Origin of the sequence: Gilliamella sp. wkB308 (assembly GCF_001690185.1) — a bacterium.
GTDB lineage: Bacteria > Pseudomonadota > Gammaproteobacteria > Enterobacterales > Orbaceae > Gilliamella > Gilliamella apicola_I.
Genome location: NZ_LZGN01000034.1, coordinates 124729 through 141386, shown reverse-complemented (window position 1 = coordinate 141386; position 16658 = coordinate 124729). Strand labels below are relative to the sequence as shown.

Sequence of the window (16658 nt, the reverse complement as noted above, 5' to 3'; positions counted from 1 at the left end):
AATGGCTTAATTCTAATCAGAAACATGCTAATATAGCAAGCAGGTTAAGAATAAATAAGGATCCGTTATGACATCTGCTGTACCAATTAAAAATGGAATTAATTTTCGTGATTTAGGTGGAATCAAAACACAAGATGGACGTCAAATACGCAAAGGAAAATTATATCGCGCAGGTGAATTTTCACGTATTAACGAACAAGAAAAAGACTTCTTAGCAAATGAATTAAATTTACACTACATTTTAGACTATCGAGATCCAAACGAAATCAACCACTATCCCGACAATTTATGGCGTAATGCAAACTATATTAATGTCCCGGCAAATCCATTAAGTGATGAAGTGACAGCCAGTTTAACCTCTGAAATTGAAGATGATATTTTTACCATTAAAAAAACATCACCCTTTGATTTTATGATCAAACTTTATCAATTATTACCTTTCAATAATCCTGCTTATCAAAAACTCACTGACATTTTATTAAATGGTAATGGGCAGCCCTTAGTTCAGCATTGTGCTGTCGGCAAGGATAGAACCGGCATTGGTGTAGCCTTAACACTGTTTGCATTAGGCGTGAGTGAAGACGTGGTAATGCAAGACTATTTACTTACCGAACAATTATTAAAAAATTTTCGTGACACCATTCTTAACCAGAATAAAAACCAATTAACGGCAACCGAACTTGAAAATCAAAAAGTGATTTTTGCTGCTAAAGAAGCGTACCTAACCGCCGCAATAACGGCAATTAAACAGCGTTATCAGACTATTGATAATTGGTTAGCTCAGGAATATCAATTAGATAATAACAAAAGAAAAGTACTTCAAGATCTTTATCTTATTTAGACAATATTAACGATATAGATAATTAATCTATACATAAATAATAATCACATCAACGATGTTATCGATTGAAATGTGAAGTCATAAAATAGCAATGTGAGGAAATAAAAATGTTAACCGATCAAATGGTCAAAAAGCTTAATGAGCAATTAAATTTAGAGTTTTACTCTTCAAATCTGTACCTACAAATGAGTGCTTGGTGTGATGACCAAAATTTTCCATCTTTCGGAAAGTTTTTAAGAGATCATGCGGGTGAAGAACGCCAACATATGGAGCGTTTATTTGATTATGTTTTAGATTGTGGCTCCTTAGCTTTAATTGGCAAAATTGAAGCCCCAGAATCACAATATCCTTCTTTACTTGAATTATTTAAAGTGGCTTATCAGCACGAACTTAAAATTACCAAAGCAATTAATGCGCTGGTTGATTATGCGTTAACACAGAAAGATTTTTCGACTTTTAACTTTTTACAATGGTATGTTTCTGAACAACATGAAGAAGAAAAACTTTTCAAAAGCATTGTCGATAAACTCGAATTGGTCGGCGAAAATAAGCGAGACCTATTCTTTATGGATAAAGATTTTAACAAAACGTTAAGTGAATCAGGTTTATTAACAACTAACGATTAATTAATTCAACATATTAATCTGCTACATTTTTTATGTGGCAGATTAGCGCCTTTAACGTTGTAAGATAAACCTTGTTATTGGCATACTACTATTGACCGCCAAATGGACATCGTCAACCTGCTGATATTGATAATAAAAATGACTTGCAAAAGGAGCATGAATCAATTGGTGATTAAGGTCAATTTTCACAGATTTCATTTGCCAAACTCCTTTCGCATACAGCTTTAAAGCAGACTCTTTTAACGTCCATAGTTGCCAAAAAGCCGATAATGTATCTGTTTGCGCTATCATCCATTGATATTCATCATTATCAAAAAAGTTTTCTGCTACTTTTAAATAGTGTTTACGCTGGCGAGCAAGTTCAATATCTAAACCTACTTTACCGTTTAAAGATATCGCGACAGCTACCCTATCTTGGCTATGGCTGATATTAAAATCGGGAAGAGTTTGATCTAAAAAACATGGGCGACTATTTTCACCAATTACGATTGGTGGCAAGGTAAAGGTATGACAATACTGATTAAGCAAATCTGCTAATATTGAACGACAGATTAAAAACTGTTTTTTACGTTGCCCATTCATCTGATTGGCATCATTGATGATTTGCTCTGATAACAACGCATAATTAATTGTCGCCGTATTTAAATTGGCAAGTTGGACGATTAGCATAATTGAAAAGCCAGTATTCATAAAAATTATTTTTTACTATTTTAACAGCATGCTATGCTAACTGTTATTAAAATTTCTCAGATAGCTAAGGATACATCATGTCATTACAAACTAAATTAGTGAATGCTGGTCGCAAAAAACGCTATACCCAAGGCGCTGTAAATTCGGTGATTCAGCGTGCTTCTTCATTAGTCTTCGACACTGTTGCTGACAAAAAAGAAGCAACAGAAAATCGAGCCAAAGGGGCACTATTCTATGGACGCCGAGGCACATTAACCCACTTTTCACTTCAGGATGCTATGATTGAAATTGAAGGCGGAGCCGGATGTTATCTTTATCCATGTGGTGCAGCTGCAATTGCTAATGCCATTTTAGCTTTTGTAAAAACAGGGGATCATATCCTTGTATCCGAAGCCAGCTACGAACCAACTCAAGAATTTTGCAATCATATTTTAAAAGATCTTGGCGTCGAAACCGATTACTTTTTACCTTTAGTTGGTCGCTATATCACTAACCATATCAAACCGAATACCAAAGTGGTATTTTTAGAATCGCCAAGCTCCATTACCATGGAAGTGCATGATGTACCGGCCATTGTAAAAGCAATTCGCCATGTAAATCCTGATATTATTATTATGATGGATACGACTTGGGCTGCTGGTGTATTATTTAAAGCCTTAGATCATGATATTGATATCTCAATTCAGGCAGGTACAAAATATTTAATTGGTCATTCTGATGCAATGTTAGGTACTGCAGTTGCTAATGAAAGATGCTGGGATAGACTACGAGAACGCTCTTATTTGATGGGACAAATGTGCGATGCCGATACGGCTTATATGGCAGCACGAGGGTTACGCACCTTAGCTATCAGATTAAAACAACATCACGAAAGTGGATTAAAAATAGCAAAATGGTTGGCTAATCACCCGCAAGTTGCAACAGTGAATCATCCAGCATTAGAAAGTTGTAAAGGACATGAATTTTTTAAGCGTGATTTTACGGGAGCAAGTGGACTATTTTCATTTATACTTCATGATCGCCTAAGTGATGTTCAACTTTCCGATTTTCTGGATAATTTAACCCATTTTTCTATGGCTTACTCATGGGGCGGATTTGAGTCATTAATTTTAGCCAATCAACCGGAAGAACTAGCTAAAATTAGACCTGTTTCGGGTATTGGTTTTACAGGCACACTCATCCGATTACATATCGGTCTTGAAGATCCTGAAGATTTAATTGCTGATCTTGCTGCTGGTTTAGAAAGAATCAATCAGCATAATCATAAAGCCAATGCACTACAAAGCTTAGTATAATCAGGAAAAACATGGATAACCAAAGTCTACTAATGATTGATCAAACCATCACACAGACAATTTCAACCTGTTTAAAAAAACACCGTAAGCTATTGATAGCTTATAGTGGCGGGATTGATTCCACTGTGTTGTTACATGCACTAGTCAAATTGAAACAGCAACAAGCTGATTTAGCATTACGAGCAATTTATATTCATCATGGTTTAAGTCAAAATGCGGATTATTGGGCAAGCCATTGCCAACAACAATGCCAACAATGGCAAATCCCTTTTATTATTGAAAAGGTTAAGCTTGATATCTCGGCAGGCAATATTGAAGAACAAGCTCGAAATGCTCGTTATCAAACGATTTATCATCATTTGAAAAGTGATGAAATGTTATGCACAGCACAACATCTTGATGACCAATGCGAAACGTTTTTATTAGCCTTAAAAAGAGGAAGCGGGCCATCTGGGTTATCAGCCATGCCTGTTGAAAGCCACCAACACCTTCGACCGTTACTCACTATATCACGTAAACAAATAGAAGCGTATGCCAATTGGCATCAATTAACTTGGATAGAAGATGAAAGTAATCAAGATGACCATTATGATCGTAATTTTCTTAGATTAAATGTTTTGCCAATTATTGATCAACGTTGGCCTCAGTTTTCACAAATGGTTGCCCGAAGCGCATCGCTTTGCCAACAACAAGAAGCTTTAATTAACGAGCTGTTACTTAACGATTTTCATCAAGTATTAACCCAGCAAGGTCAGCTAAGATTGTCGCCATTACGCGATTATTCAGAATATAAACGCAATGCCATTTTACGCATGTGGCTACGACATCAACACGTGATGATGCCAAGCCAAAAACAACTAGCACTTATTTGGCAAACCGTTGTGCAAGCAAAGAACGATGCTAATCCGCAATTCGTTTTACACCATAAGCAAATTCGCCGTTATCAAAATTTACTTTATCTATTGCCAATTTATGAAGATACTGAACAACAAGTCATAAATTGGGATCTGACTTCACCTTTAGTTTTACCCGATCATATCGGTGAGTTACATGCTCTTTATCAACACGATTTAACGTGTCGTCTACCGAACAGAGACGAACACGTTACCGTACGCTTTCATGCTCAAGGACAGCTACAAATCGTTAATCGTCAAGGCTCAAGAGCAATCAAAAAACTATGGCAAGAACACCATATTCCACCTTGGATGCGAACACGCATCCCTTTGATATATTATAATGAACAGCTTGTTTGTGCTGTCGGCGTGTTTGTGACTGAGCAAGGAAAAGGATCACAAATTGATTTTCGTGTCACTTAGGAAATAAGCCACTTACTTATTATCAGTCAGCTATCAAATCATTAAGGGACATCATCCATTGCCCCTTAAGTTAAAGGTTATTTTGTTTCTGCTCTTGGCTTCCAGCGTTTCAATAATAATGCATTAGTCACCACACTAACACTACTTAAAGCCATAGCAGCGCCAGCAATCATTGGATTTAAAAAACCGAATGCCGCCAATGGAATACCAATTAAATTATAGAAAAACGCCCAAAATAAGTTTTGTTTGATCTTATTATATGTTCGACGCGAAATATCAATAGCATCAGCAATAAGGTATAAATTACCTCGCATTAAAGTAATACTTGCTGTATGCATTGCCACATCAGTACCTGTTCCCATGGCAATGCCGATATCAGCAGCCGCCAACGCTGGCGCATCATTAATGCCATCCCCTACCATTGCTACTTGATTATTGGTGTTGGTATGGCTCTCTTTTTGCAATTGATAAATATAGTTGGCTTTATCTTGCGGTAACACTTCTGCTATCACTTTATCTAAGTTTAATTGTTGACCCACATAATTTGCCGCTGGTTGATTATCACCAGTTAGCATGACGGTATTAACATGCAATTGATGTAATGCATCAATTGCATTTCTCGCTTCAGGTTTAATCACATCAGCAAAGCCAAATAAAGCAAGTATCACGACACTATCTTCAGCTTGTTGTTTAGCCAAAAATGAAATAGTGTACCCTTTACCGGTTAGCTCATCTATTTTATCATCCATGTTTACAAAATAGGCGTTTAACGATTTCATCCAACGCAAACTGCCTAAATAGTATTCGGTATTATCAATCGTTGCCATGACGCCCGATCCTGTTACTGATGTGATATTTTTCGCATAATCATACTTTTTAGCTTTAGATAAAATAGCTTTTGCTAATGGATGTTCACTACCTGCTTGCATCGATGCAGCAAGTGATAAAATCTGATCGGGTGTTTCAGTTCCAACGACATCGATTTCCACCAAGTCAGGTTTACCTTGTGTTAAGGTGCCTGTTTTATCAAATGCGACAGTGTTAACATTATGCAATGTTTCTAAAGCTTCAGCATCTTTAATCAAAATACCTTGACGTGCAGCCACACCCGTGCCAACCATAATCGCTGTGGGCGTTGCCAGTCCTAAAGCACATGGGCAAGCAATCACCAATACAGCAACGGCATGAAGTAATGCTTGTTGCCAATCATGATAAATAATTCCCCAAGCCAATAAGGTAATCAAAGCAATGACCAAAATAACTGGAACAAAAATTGCGCTGATACGATCGACAATTCGCTGAATAGGTGCTTTTTTAGCTTGTGCTGATTCGACCATTTCAATAATTTTAGACAGTTTTGAATCAGCTTGGATAGCAATAGTTTTAACGATTATTAGTCCTTCACCATTAATGGTACCACCCGTGACCACATCATTAACAGTTTTATTAACCGGAAAGCTTTCCCCGGTTAACATCGATTCATCACTACTGGATGTGCCTTCTATAATAATACCATCAACCGGAATACGTTCACCGGGTTTAATCACGACAATATCATTCACTTTAACTTGGCTAATCGGTAAACTAATTTCGTGATCCCCTTGTCTGACTAAAGCGACTTCAGGTCTTAATGCTGAAAGTGCTTCGATCGCTTGTGTGGTTTGATGTTTCGCTCTTGACTCTAACCATTTACCCACTAAGATTAAAGTTATAATTACAACAGATGATTCGAAATAGAGATGATCATAATGCCCTGTAATTAATTGATATAACGATAAACCATAAGCCGCACTGGTACCTATAGCCACTAATAAATCCATATTACCAGTGAAAGCTTTTAAAGCACTAAAACCACTTCGGTAAAATTTAGCACCAAGACCGAATTGAACAATCGAAGCCAGAATAAGTTGTAACCATGCAGGCATCATCAAATGGAAACCAAATGGCTCGAGTAACATTGGTAAAACAAAAGGAATAGCGAATAAAATGGACACCACAATCGGCCAAAGTGATGCTTGTTTTTCAGTATCTTTTGCATGCGTTTGCTGATCGGTCATTTTCACCGCATGATAACCTGCTTTGTCTACCGCTGACATCAGTGTTGCTAAATTAACATTTGAATTTGCTTTAACGGTTGCTTTTTCAGTTGCTAGATTCACGCTAACATCAATCACTCCATCAACCTTTTTTATCGCCTTTTCTACACGACTAACGCATGATGCGCAGCTCATATCTTCAACATAAAAATTATATTCAACTGTTTTCATTTGACGCATCCTTTGGTGATAGGGTTGTTAAGATTAAAAAACATTCTCAACAAATTTTTTTGATTACTTAACAAATAGTTTAATACTAATTATTCGAATAACAAGAATGCACTATTTTGATATATACTATCCAAAAAGATACTATTGAGGCATTAAGTGAAAAATCATTTAGCTAAAACCTGTAACAACGAGCAAAGCTTGGAATCTATTATTTACTGTCCGGTTGAAACAACTATCAATATGATTGGTGGTAAATATAAATCATTAATTTTATGGAAACTGATGACAAACAAAACATTAAGATTTTCTCAGTTACGAAAAGAAATTCCTTGCGCCACACCTAAAATGTTAACTCAGCAATTACGTGAACTCGAATCCAATCAATTAATCAACCGAAAAGTGTTTCCTGTCGTCCCTCCAAAAGTAGAATATTCCTTAACAGATTTTGGCAAAAGTATTAAACCTGTACTAGAAGCAATGTATCAATGGGGAAGCCATTGTTTAAATCGCCAAGGGCTAAATATCAATTGTACAATGGCAGCAATAGCTGACCAACCTAAACAATAATCACTTTAATACAAGATGCTTTGCATCAATTACTTTTCCTTAGCGATCAAAAAAGACAAGCAATAAAGAGGAAACAGCGTTATTACAACGCTGTTCATAATAGAAATTAATTACGTAATTTTTCTGGCCAATCGTTTTGAGTAGACACTAATAAATCTTTCACGACTCGTGGATTACCAGCCACAACATTACCAGATACCATATAATTATTACCACCGGCAAAATCGGTAATGACACCACCAGCTTCACGTAAGATGAGTTCACCTGCCGCAATATCCCAAGGTTTTAAACCGATTTCGAAAAATCCATCTAAACGACCTGCAGCCACATAAGCCAAATCTAACGCTGCAGAACCACTGCGACGAAAATCACCGCATTTAGTAAATAATTTTTGTAAAACTGCAAAATAGCTATCGCTATATTGTTTCGCTTTAAATGGAAATGCGGTTGCCAGTATACTTCCATTTAAATCTTTAGCATTGCTGACACGAATACGATAGCCATTTAGCTGAGCACCCTTACCACGTGCAGCAGTATACAATTCATTGCTCATTGGATTATAAACCACTGCCACTTCGGTTTTACCTTTTACTCGAGCAGCGATAGACACAGCAAAATGTGGGATATTCTTAATAAAATTGGTGGTACCATCAATTGGGTCGATTATCCACTGCGTATCGGCATCACTACCTTTAGCAAGACCACTTTCTTCAGCGATAATAGTATGATCTGGATACGCTTTTTTAATTGTTTCAATAATTAAAGCTTCAGCAGCACGATCTGCATTGGTTGCAAAATCGTTAGCACCTTTAGTATCAATTTCGATTGAACTAGGATTTTCATAAGCCTTAATGGCAACATTACCTGCTTTGCGAGCAGCACGAATAGCGATATTAAGCATCGGATGCATAATTTTCTTCCAATTGATGATGTTAAAGAACGGGTTGTTTGGCAAACTTTAAAAGTGATACCAAAATTTACGGCATAGTATAAAGGTTTTATCAGCTTATTGCCAGATTATGTTGGGAATGAAGCTAAAACATTTTAATTAACTTCAATCCTTATATACATGTGGTTAGGTTTGTACCTATTTTATAAATTAGTAATATTAATCGATTAATAATGGCAACTATTGATAATAGTAGACTATCATAGTAATTATAAATTAATTCAAAATAATTAATTCTATAAATAATCAAAAAGGACAAAAAATTAATGCTGTAAAAGGGACGAATGGGCAGATACTAAAAAATGGTTTGAATGAAATAAATCAAACTCCACTAGAAGTGGAAAACTAAAATCAGCTGAAGCAGATGCTGCTGCGCAGCTTGAACATGCATTAGGTAAAATGGAGCGTTATACTCCTCCGTCAGGAGCAACAAAAGGCGCATCTCCCGACTTTGTCATTACCTCTGATCCTAATAAAGGTAAAACGGTAGATGCTTTATATACAACAGATAAGCTTTCACAAAAAGAAATTGATGGATTAAATGAATTTTACGAAAAAAAGATGAATACAGGTAGCGGTAAAGATGTCATTCAAGATCATTTGAAGAAGGCTGATTTTGTCCTTGGGAAGCCAAAAAGGCCATTTAGAGATCGTCTATAAATCATCATCGACAATAGGTATTAGTGTTTCAAAAGGTCAAACTAGTGCAACTCAGGTATCAAACGCTAGAATTATTATAGCTAGAGATCCTTCAATGCCTACTGATTATAGAATTATTACGGGATATCCAACACCATGATTGCAAAAGAAAATTATCCTGCATTATCTTATTATTTGAGATGTTATTTGAATCAAGATTTTGAAGAAATCTTTGGGGGGCTAAAGAAGCTCTGTTGTCCTACAAAAAGACAGAAACTAATGAAGAACAACACGAAATGATAAAAGAAATTCAATCGTTGATTGAATCTTTATGTAATGAAAAGGAATTACAAAGAATTATATTAGATTATATTGATTGTAATTATTATTATCTAAATGAGTGGCCATCATGTAAAGATTGGTTATTACATATGCTATCCATTTTACGGAATTTATAGTTGTAAATAATTTGCATCTAGTTATTTATAAATCATGAATTATAAAATTAAGTAATCCCCACCTTAACCAGTGGGGCTCTTCTTACCTATTTTTAGATCTGCATTGCAATTTCAATAATGAATTCATTTTGCTCAATCTTAATGATAACAAGGCAGCCCACATAAAAACCAAATTGCTCCAGCCACCTGCCTTTAATTGTTAGTTGTGGTCTTGGGTTGGGTTTTGTGCCTTATGGCATGTAACCCACGGTATAAAACCGCTCAGCGGGTTGTGGCGCAGGTGCTTTGTCTGTGGTTAATTTTAGCGTAGAAAATGTCTTAGCCATAGTTAACTCTGTAATAGCTAGTTGTAGTTAGCATGTTAGCGGTGGTGGTACACCGTTAATCTGCGCTGTTATTTACTATCTTGTGTAACTTCTCTTCTTTAATCGCCCAGTTTTAATCAACCAATCAACTGTTTAGCCTGATGTTTTAAAATCATAATGTCCAAATTCTCTTTTACCGATTTCTGCTGGTGAATCGTCAGCGGTTTAACTACCTTTTACCTTATGCTTAAGTTCATCCGAAAGCCCCTATGCCATTTCTTTTAATAATATTATTGCCCTTTCCCAACTCGCCACCGGACTGGCTATTGCCAGTGTAGGCGGTGATGTCAGCACGGGTATAGCAGCAGGAAAGAATGCGGTTGAGGATAATGGTAATAGTTGGGGAGATGGTGGTAATCAAATTCCCGTGCCTATAGTTAATTCAACAGGTGAAAACATGGATTCGATTTTGCATGGTTATGCTCATGGTTTTTTAACACAAGAAGAAACCGAGCAAGCACTTAGTGACTTAATGAAAGGTAAGGGAATACCAAACGGTAGCGATTATGCTGAATTATGGATGCAAGCACCAGAACAAATTGGATAATATTTACCCATACCAATCGGCACAGCAATGGCGATTTTAGCTGCAACTGATATCACTATAATAGATACAGATAGAACTAATCTAGTGCAGTTATCAAATGAAGCAAACAAATTATTTATCTGATTTGAGTAATGAAGAGTCAATGACAGCCCTTAATAAGATGATAGATCGATTAGGTGCAGGTGGTACAAATACACATCTTCAAAGTATAATCAAAGGTAATGTAGAATCTAATGTTGTAAAAAACTAAAAAGGCAATAAATCAAGTAATTTTGGTGAACACAGTAAATTGGAAGGTAAAGTTCAGGAAGATTTAGGTATTTGGCCACCAAATAATGGGGCTTATGGACCAGTTGAAAAAGTGACTTTAAAGCCAGATGATTTTGTTGATAGATATGGGACACCAAAGGGAACTTTCATTTCTCCTGAAGGCGTTTTATTTGAAGAAAGAGCATTGCCTTCATCTTCTCTTAATGCACCTTATAATGTTTATGAGATATTAAAACCAATTGAAGATGTTTCTAAAGCAAAAGCACTTCCATGGTTTGGGCAACCAGGCCAAGGAACGCAATATAAGTTGTCCAAACCAGTCCAATGGTATTTAGATAATGGCTATTTAAAAGAGGTAACAAGATAATGACAAAGAACGAATTGCAGAAAATTTTAGATGAACGGCATGTCCCTAAGATGATGTATAGTCTTGATGGTTTAAAAAATGGTGATTGCTTATGTGTTGTTAATAATAATGGTAATTGGAAAATAATGCAAAATGATAGAGGAACAATTGGTTATGTAGAAGAGTGTTCTAGTGAACAAGATGCATATGACAGATTTTATCAAATAGTAAAGAGTGACTATGGTTGGAAAGATTAATCATTAAAATTTTATATTTTACTTATTTATTTTTTCTTACATATAATTTTATGTTCTGCAATCTATCTTGCAGAACTGGGTAATTATTTACTAGCTCTGGGATCTACTTCACAAGTTAGACGATTAATTTACCTTTTTAGTGGTGATGGTGACTGGTTCGGCTTAGATTTGCCAACAGTGTAATGATGTTGTGACGTCTCTCGCATGGTTTTGGATGATCTTGAAACTGTGTTGAATGAGGCGCATTCTGAAAATGACAATGAAATGTGAAATCACTTAAAAGAAATATTTGTTCTCTGTAAGCTCTGTTTATGGAATAGCGGTAAATTTTATTTAGAATTTACTCCTTGGGGGGTAATATATTGGATAGTTATTCTCGATGCCTTCCTGATAAATTTAAAATATCAACTATCGACGAATGATTGTTTAAGCTACTACGAGCATTTAAACGGTGGAGCTTTTGTTACTTTTTAGACTTGCTTCAAGTTCAATAATTAACTTGCTCTGCTCAATCTGAATGATAACAGGGCAGCCTACATAAAAGCCGAATTGCACCAGCCATCTCCCCTCAATGGTCAAAAGAGACTAAAGATAAAATACTGGATAATCAGGCTACCAATCAGAAAGCCAACGAAAGTAGCAAATTTGGTGAACATGTAGCAAAAGAACAAGAGATTAATGCTGGAAAGGGGGCTGTTAATAATATATCCAATCTAAATCCTAATGAAATTAGATTTTCACAGAATACGGTTTCTTATAATAAAGTAGAACGAGGGACTGATATGAAATATACTTATGATGATCTTGTTACAAACATGAAAACTAATGGTTGGAAAGGAGATCCAGTTGATGTAATTAAAATGCCTGACGGCAAATTTACAACTATGGATAACACAAGAATAGCAGCAGCTAGAGAAGCTGGTATAGATATTAAAGCTAATGTTAGAAATTTTAATGATAAACTTTCACCATCTGTAGTAAATAGATTTTCTGATCCCCAAAAAGGGTTTATACCTACAACTTGGGGAGAAGCAATAACTGGAAGGATTAATAAACAGTCAGGTGGATTTAGTAAAAATAATCCCTTTGGTTCAAATACTTCCCCCTCGCATTAGTGGTAAAGCTAAGGAGTAAAAATATGGCTCATTACTTGTATTCGAAAGAAGAATTACCTGAAGGGTTTAAATATCCTTTATCTTTTTTAAAAATTTTTTCTAAACAAGAGGTTATTGATTTGGAGCCATGGTGGTTTTTATATGAATTTGAAAATTTTGCTAAACAATGGTTATTTGAATTAAAAAAACAATATCCAACTAGAAAATTGATACCATTTGCCAAGGCTTCTAATACTGATGATATTGTTTGTTTTGATGGCTCAGATAAATCAGGAAATCCTACAGTATACTTTGTTCATGCTTTTGCTTCTTCTGGATGGGAGAACAGAGGTAGTGTTTGTGATTTTGATGAATGGTTAAAACAAGCCAAAGAAGAATCAGCCCAATTTAAAGCAGAACAGGCTGAATTAGATAAGATTTAGTCAAATATTAAAAAAGTATTAGGAACAGTATTAGTTAACCAGACCCCGTTATCAGCCAAATAAAATTTAAAACCTTGTTGATACATCTGCAAGGTTTTTACTTTTAATACTATCGGTTTTCCATGTCTTTCTCCGACTTTATTAGCAGTCTTCTCATCACCAGATAAATGAACATAATGACGACTTCCAGCAACTAATCCTTGCTTTTTAATGGAATCAATAAATCGGGTTGCAGTGCCATGATATAAAAATTCTGGAGGCATTCGTTCAGAATGGCTAATGTTTACTTGTTGAGTTGAATGTCCTTGAGCTGCACGTATTTTTAAACCATCATCAGAAATCGTAAAACGTTTTTTATCATTTGTTTTAACAACTAGCTCAATCAACTCTCTAGTAAGATGTTCTCCATGTTGATTAGCTTGCATGATTAGGTTATCAATATTAACCCAACCATTGGAATCTAATGTGATTCCAATAGCTTCTGGTTGATGTCTCAAAATATAGCTTAAAAATTTACTTATTTTATCTAGTTGTTTGCTCATATTTATTTCCTGAATAATTACCACATAGTAATGGGAAAATCTACCATTTATTTTTAAATTTGCAAATCAAACTTTATCACCAATTTGCCTTCTTCAATCATAATGATAACAGGGGCCATATAAAAGCCGAGTTGCACCAGCCATGGTCAAAAGAGACTAAAGATAAAATACTGTATAATCAGGTTGCCAATCAGAAAAGAAACGAAATTAGCAAATTTGGTTAACATGTAAAAAAAGAAAAAGATATTAATGCTAATTTAGGTAAGCGTCCAGAAGATAAAATTTGGACAGAAACAAATTAAAAAGAATCTGTTAAAAATGCTTACGATCATTGGGATAAACATGAGTTTCCTGAATTTCAAAATTCAAAACAATACGTTGATGCTACCCATAATTTTGTAAGAAATCCACCTGAAGGAACTTTGAAAAAAGTTAGAGAAAATGGGGATACGCTATACTACAATCCATCAAAAAATATTTTTGCAATAAAAAATGCAGATGGAACACCTAGAACGATGTTTAAACCCAATCCAGCAGATCATGGATATAAAACTAATTTGGAGTATTTTAATGCACAAAAATAATGAAGCATATATATGTCGTGTTTGTGGGCTCGAGCAATCAGAGCCTCAATGGGGAGAAGATGGTCATTCTCCTACATATAATATTTGTGAGTGTTGTGGAGTTGAGTTTGGATACGAAGATGCCAGTTTAACGGGTATTAAGAAATATCGAGATAAATGGATACAAGCAGGAGCAAAATGGAATTATCAAAAAAGTAAACCTATTGATTGGTCTGTTGATTCACAGTTATTAAACATACCTAAAAAATACTTATAATAAATTATTATAACATTTTAAGTATCATGAACTATAATTCTCGATCTTATTTTTAACGGAAGTTATAGTTTCATCTTAAAATTTAGAACTTGCCCTGTTCAATCTGAATGACAACAGGGCTGCCCACATAAAAGCCTATCTGCTCCAGCCGCCTGCCTTTAATGGTCAGTTGTGGTTTGGGGTTGGGTTTTATGCCTTGTGGCACGTAACCGACGGTATAAAATCGCTCTTTGGGTTGTGGCGCCAGTGCTTTGTCTGTGGTTAATTTTAGTGTAGAAAATGTCTTAGCCATAGTTAACTCCGTGTAAGTTAGTTGTGGTTAGCAAGTTTGCGGTGCATCAATTCCTTTAATCTGTGCTGATTAATTTTACTGCTTGTTTTATTATCTACTCATTCTTCTTTTTAGCCAGTCTTGCTGAGTCCCTGTGCTTCGTCTTGTACTTGATAATCATTCTATCCTCGATAGTGACAGGGATTATTGCCGGCGGTGCAGATGCTGTAACCCGTGAAATCGCATTGGATATCATCAACAAGCTGTTCTACGAAATTAATTGATAGTTTTTTTATCAATAGATTTTGATGATGACGGTTTATGGATCCTTATAATGTGATGACTATTTCTTATTTTGATCATTTATTTAAATGAAGATAACTATTCTAAGGCATAATTAATGAGTTATTCTGATGTTAAAGGTAATATTGAAAAAAAGAGGTTATTCAAAAACATTGAGGAGAAATTTATATGAATCATCATATTATTTATCAGACAAACAGGAGTTTATATATATTGATGGTAATTTACTCCAATTAAATTTTGATAAATATAATTTGGCTGTAAAAAATGCAATGAAAGAAAAACCATTATGTCAATTTTTGTATCCTTCATTACTGATGTTTTCTGTTGCTGGTTATGATTTTACACATCAGTTTTTCTTTTTAAAAGATAACAATCAATCATTATCACTTGAACAAACAATAAAAAAAATTAGTAGATAGTGTAGAGCTTTATATTATCTAGTAAATGAAGCGTGACGTTCAAATAACAATTTAGCTCAGTTCTGTGACATAGATCGGAAGAATTAAACTAATTATATTCTTATCGATGCGATCGACTTTACAAATTCAACAATTAATTTGCCTTTTTTGTGGTAATGGTGACAGGTTGCCTGATTGAATTCAATTTTTCATTTAGAAAATCGCTTTCTATTCGCATTAGAACATAATTTATTGCATAATACACGCGTATCAAATACAAAACAGGAGTTAGAAATTATTATGGAACTTCTTTGTCCAGCAGGTTCATTGCCATCACTTAAAATAGCCATAGATAATGGCGCTGATGCTGTTTATATTGGTTTAAAAGATGATACCAATGCGCGTCATTTTGCTGGTTTAAATTTCAATGAGAAGCGATTAATTGAAGCCGCTGATTATGTACATAAACGTGGTAAAAAATTGCATATTGCGATAAATACTTTTGCACATCCTGAAAATTTTCAGCGTTGGCAACATGCGGTTGATACCGCTGCGAACATTGATGCTGATGCGTTAATTATTGCTGATCTTGCTATGCTTGATTATGCTGCCGAAAAGTACCCTAATCTTGAACGCCATGTTTCCGTTCAAGCCTCTTCAACCAATGAAGAGTCAATTAAGTTTTATTATAATAATTTTCAGGTTCATCGTATTGTATTGCCTCGTGTTCTGTCGATGCATCAAGTTAAACAGTTATCAAAAGTTTCTCCCGTCCCTTTAGAAGTTTTTGCCTTTGGTAGTTTATGTATAATGGCTGAAGGACGTTGCTATTTATCGTCTTATTTAACAGGTGAATCACCTAATACGGTTGGGGCATGTTCTCCGGCTAAATTTGTGCGATGGGAAGAGACCGACAAAGGTCTTGAATCTCGTTTGAATAACGTATTGATTGATTGCCATAAAAAAGGTGAAAATGCCGGTTATCCAACCCTATGTAAAGGACGTTATTTTGTTGGAGAACAACTTTATCATCCAATTGAAGAACCAACCAGTTTAAATACCATTGAGCTATTACCCGAGCTATTTGCTGCCAATATTGCATCGGTCAAAATTGAAGGACGTCAACGCAGTCCAGCTTATGTTGAGCAAGTAACCAAAGTATGGCGACAAGCAATTGACCGTTATAAAGCCAACCCACAATCATTTCAAGCTGAACAACATTGGATGGATACATTAGGCTCAGTGTCGGAAGGAACGCAAACAACATTAGGTGCTTATCACCGTAAATGGCAATAGTTAAGTATTTTAGACTTTAAATTCATATTATTGGA

22 protein-coding genes and 3 pseudogenes are annotated in these 16658 nt (G+C 35.3%); 18 read left to right on the top strand and 7 right to left on the bottom strand.

The features are described 5' to 3' along the window. The first annotated feature begins 67 nt into the window (after positions 1–67). Positions 68–841: a tyrosine-protein phosphatase gene (locus A9G10_RS05270; RefSeq protein ID WP_065558562.1), complete on the top strand. Its 774-nt coding sequence runs from the start codon at positions 68–70 to the stop codon at positions 839–841. A gap of 107 nt (positions 842–948) precedes the next feature. Beyond that, a complete protein-coding gene (gene ftnA / locus A9G10_RS05265) occupies positions 949–1467 on the top strand; it encodes a non-heme ferritin (RefSeq protein WP_065558561.1) in 519 nt (172 codons plus the stop codon). A gap of 51 nt (positions 1468–1518) precedes the next feature. Here the strand turns inward: ftnA and A9G10_RS05260 are convergent, their stop codons facing one another. Beyond that, positions 1519–2157: a 4'-phosphopantetheinyl transferase family protein gene (locus A9G10_RS05260; protein WP_065558560.1), complete on the bottom strand. Its 639-nt coding sequence runs from the start codon at positions 2155–2157 to the stop codon at positions 1519–1521. A 77-nt stretch (positions 2158–2234) separates the two neighbouring features. Here A9G10_RS05260 and metC point away from each other — a divergent pair, with 77 nt between their 5' ends. After that, positions 2235–3452: a cystathionine beta-lyase gene (gene metC, locus A9G10_RS05255; protein WP_065558559.1), complete on the top strand. Its 1218-nt coding sequence runs from the start codon at positions 2235–2237 to the stop codon at positions 3450–3452. 32 nt (positions 3453–3484) lie between these two features. Next, positions 3485–4768, top strand: coding sequence for a tRNA lysidine(34) synthetase TilS (tilS, locus tag A9G10_RS05250; protein ID WP_065558690.1), 1284 nt, complete (start codon positions 3485–3487; stop codon positions 4766–4768). A gap of 77 nt (positions 4769–4845) precedes the next feature. Here tilS and A9G10_RS05245 read toward each other — a convergent pair whose 3' ends face one another. Next, positions 4846–7035 (bottom strand): heavy metal translocating P-type ATPase, encoded by a 2190-nt coding sequence (locus A9G10_RS05245; protein WP_143425958.1) that lies wholly within the window; start codon positions 7033–7035, stop codon positions 4846–4848. Positions 7036–7275: 240 nt separating this feature from the next. On the opposite strand from A9G10_RS05245, the gene A9G10_RS05240 reads away from it, so the two are divergent. Continuing rightward, a complete protein-coding gene (locus A9G10_RS05240; RefSeq protein ID WP_081299091.1) occupies positions 7276–7602 on the top strand; it encodes a winged helix-turn-helix transcriptional regulator in 327 nt (108 codons plus the stop codon). Between the two features lie 106 nt (positions 7603–7708). Here A9G10_RS05240 and suhB read toward each other — a convergent pair whose 3' ends face one another. Next, positions 7709–8512 carry an inositol-1-monophosphatase gene (suhB, locus tag A9G10_RS05235; RefSeq protein WP_065558556.1) on the bottom strand — a complete coding sequence of 268 codons (804 nt, stop codon included), beginning with the start codon at positions 8510–8512 and terminating at the stop codon, positions 7709–7711. A gap of 405 nt (positions 8513–8917) precedes the next feature. Here suhB and A9G10_RS05230 point away from each other — a divergent pair. Both A9G10_RS05230 and A9G10_RS13000 read left to right on the top strand, forming a co-directional pair. Beyond that, positions 8918–9211: pseudogene (locus tag A9G10_RS05230) on the top strand (hypothetical protein); the annotation flags it as partial. Then, positions 9168–9350: an RNase A-like domain-containing protein gene (locus A9G10_RS13000; protein ID WP_179855812.1), complete on the top strand. Its 183-nt coding sequence runs from the start codon at positions 9168–9170 to the stop codon at positions 9348–9350. The pseudogene A9G10_RS05230 and the gene A9G10_RS13000, both read left to right, overlap by 44 nt. A gap of 390 nt (positions 9351–9740) precedes the next feature. Here A9G10_RS13000 and A9G10_RS12995 read toward each other — a convergent pair. Then, positions 9741–9860 (bottom strand): annotated as a pseudogene (locus A9G10_RS12995) (SymE family type I addiction module toxin); the annotation flags it as partial. A 367-nt stretch (positions 9861–10227) separates the two neighbouring features. Here A9G10_RS12995 and A9G10_RS12990 point away from each other — a divergent pair. The 5 genes and pseudogenes from A9G10_RS12990 to A9G10_RS05215 form a co-directional block, all read left to right on the top strand. Continuing rightward, positions 10228–10332, top strand: a pseudogene (locus tag A9G10_RS12990) (VENN motif pre-toxin domain-containing protein); the annotation flags it as partial. A 78-nt stretch (positions 10333–10410) separates the two neighbouring features. After that, complete coding sequence (locus A9G10_RS12930) at positions 10411–10560, top strand: hypothetical protein (protein WP_257006721.1); 150 nt, start codon at positions 10411–10413, stop codon at positions 10558–10560. A 97-nt stretch (positions 10561–10657) separates the two neighbouring features. Beyond that, positions 10658–10810, top strand: a complete 153-nt coding sequence (locus tag A9G10_RS12785; RefSeq protein WP_179855811.1) for a hypothetical protein — start codon at positions 10658–10660, stop codon at positions 10808–10810. A 39-nt stretch (positions 10811–10849) separates the two neighbouring features. Continuing rightward, positions 10850–11197 carry a TNT domain-containing protein gene (locus A9G10_RS05220; RefSeq protein WP_065558553.1) on the top strand — a complete coding sequence of 116 codons (348 nt, stop codon included), beginning with the start codon at positions 10850–10852 and terminating at the stop codon, positions 11195–11197. Continuing rightward, positions 11197–11433: a hypothetical protein gene (locus A9G10_RS05215; protein ID WP_065558552.1), complete on the top strand. Its 237-nt coding sequence runs from the start codon at positions 11197–11199 to the stop codon at positions 11431–11433. Before A9G10_RS05220 ends, A9G10_RS05215 begins: the two co-directional genes overlap by 1 nt. Before the next feature lie 444 nt (positions 11434–11877). Here the strand turns inward: A9G10_RS05215 and A9G10_RS12985 are convergent, their stop codons facing one another. Further along, positions 11878–12012, bottom strand: a complete 135-nt coding sequence (locus A9G10_RS12985; protein WP_081299067.1) for a SymE family type I addiction module toxin — start codon at positions 12010–12012, stop codon at positions 11878–11880. Between the two features lie 203 nt (positions 12013–12215). On the opposite strand from A9G10_RS12985, the gene A9G10_RS05210 reads away from it, so the two are divergent. Further along, a complete protein-coding gene (locus A9G10_RS05210; protein WP_081299065.1) occupies positions 12216–12548 on the top strand; it encodes a hypothetical protein in 333 nt (110 codons plus the stop codon). A 23-nt stretch (positions 12549–12571) separates the two neighbouring features. Next, positions 12572–12970 (top strand): hypothetical protein, encoded by a 399-nt coding sequence (locus tag A9G10_RS05205; RefSeq protein WP_065558551.1) that lies wholly within the window; start codon positions 12572–12574, stop codon positions 12968–12970. On the opposite strand, the gene A9G10_RS05200 is transcribed toward A9G10_RS05205, so the two are convergent. Next, entirely contained in the window at positions 12967–13512 is a 546-nt protein-coding gene (locus A9G10_RS05200; protein WP_065558550.1) for an RNA 2'-phosphotransferase, read from the bottom strand. The two genes, A9G10_RS05205 and A9G10_RS05200, sit on opposite strands and share 4 nt — an antisense overlap. 422 nt (positions 13513–13934) lie before the next feature. Between A9G10_RS05200 and A9G10_RS12780 the strand changes: the two genes are divergently transcribed. Together A9G10_RS12780 and A9G10_RS05195 are read left to right on the top strand one after the other, a co-directional pair. Beyond that, the gene (locus A9G10_RS12780; protein WP_179855810.1) at positions 13935–14096 is read left to right on the top strand and encodes a hypothetical protein; all 162 of its coding nucleotides are present in this window, start codon (positions 13935–13937) and stop codon (positions 14094–14096) included. Then, positions 14083–14352, top strand: coding sequence for a hypothetical protein (locus A9G10_RS05195; protein ID WP_065558549.1), 270 nt, complete (start codon positions 14083–14085; stop codon positions 14350–14352). The genes A9G10_RS12780 and A9G10_RS05195 overlap by 14 nt, the downstream gene beginning before the upstream one ends. A gap of 82 nt (positions 14353–14434) precedes the next feature. On the opposite strand, the gene A9G10_RS05190 is transcribed toward A9G10_RS05195, so the two are convergent. Beyond that, on the bottom strand, positions 14435–14644 hold the full coding sequence (locus A9G10_RS05190) for a SymE family type I addiction module toxin (protein WP_065558548.1): 210 nt from the start codon (positions 14642–14644) through the stop codon (positions 14435–14437). Positions 14645–15036: 392 nt separating this feature from the next. Here A9G10_RS05190 and A9G10_RS05185 point away from each other — a divergent pair, with 392 nt between their 5' ends. Both A9G10_RS05185 and ubiU read left to right on the top strand, forming a co-directional pair. Then, a complete protein-coding gene (locus A9G10_RS05185) occupies positions 15037–15348 on the top strand; it encodes a hypothetical protein (RefSeq protein ID WP_065558547.1) in 312 nt (103 codons plus the stop codon). 279 nt (positions 15349–15627) lie between these two features. Next, positions 15628–16623, top strand: coding sequence for a ubiquinone anaerobic biosynthesis protein UbiU (gene ubiU / locus A9G10_RS05180; protein ID WP_065558688.1), 996 nt, complete (start codon positions 15628–15630; stop codon positions 16621–16623). The last annotated feature ends 35 nt before the right edge of the window (positions 16624–16658 follow it).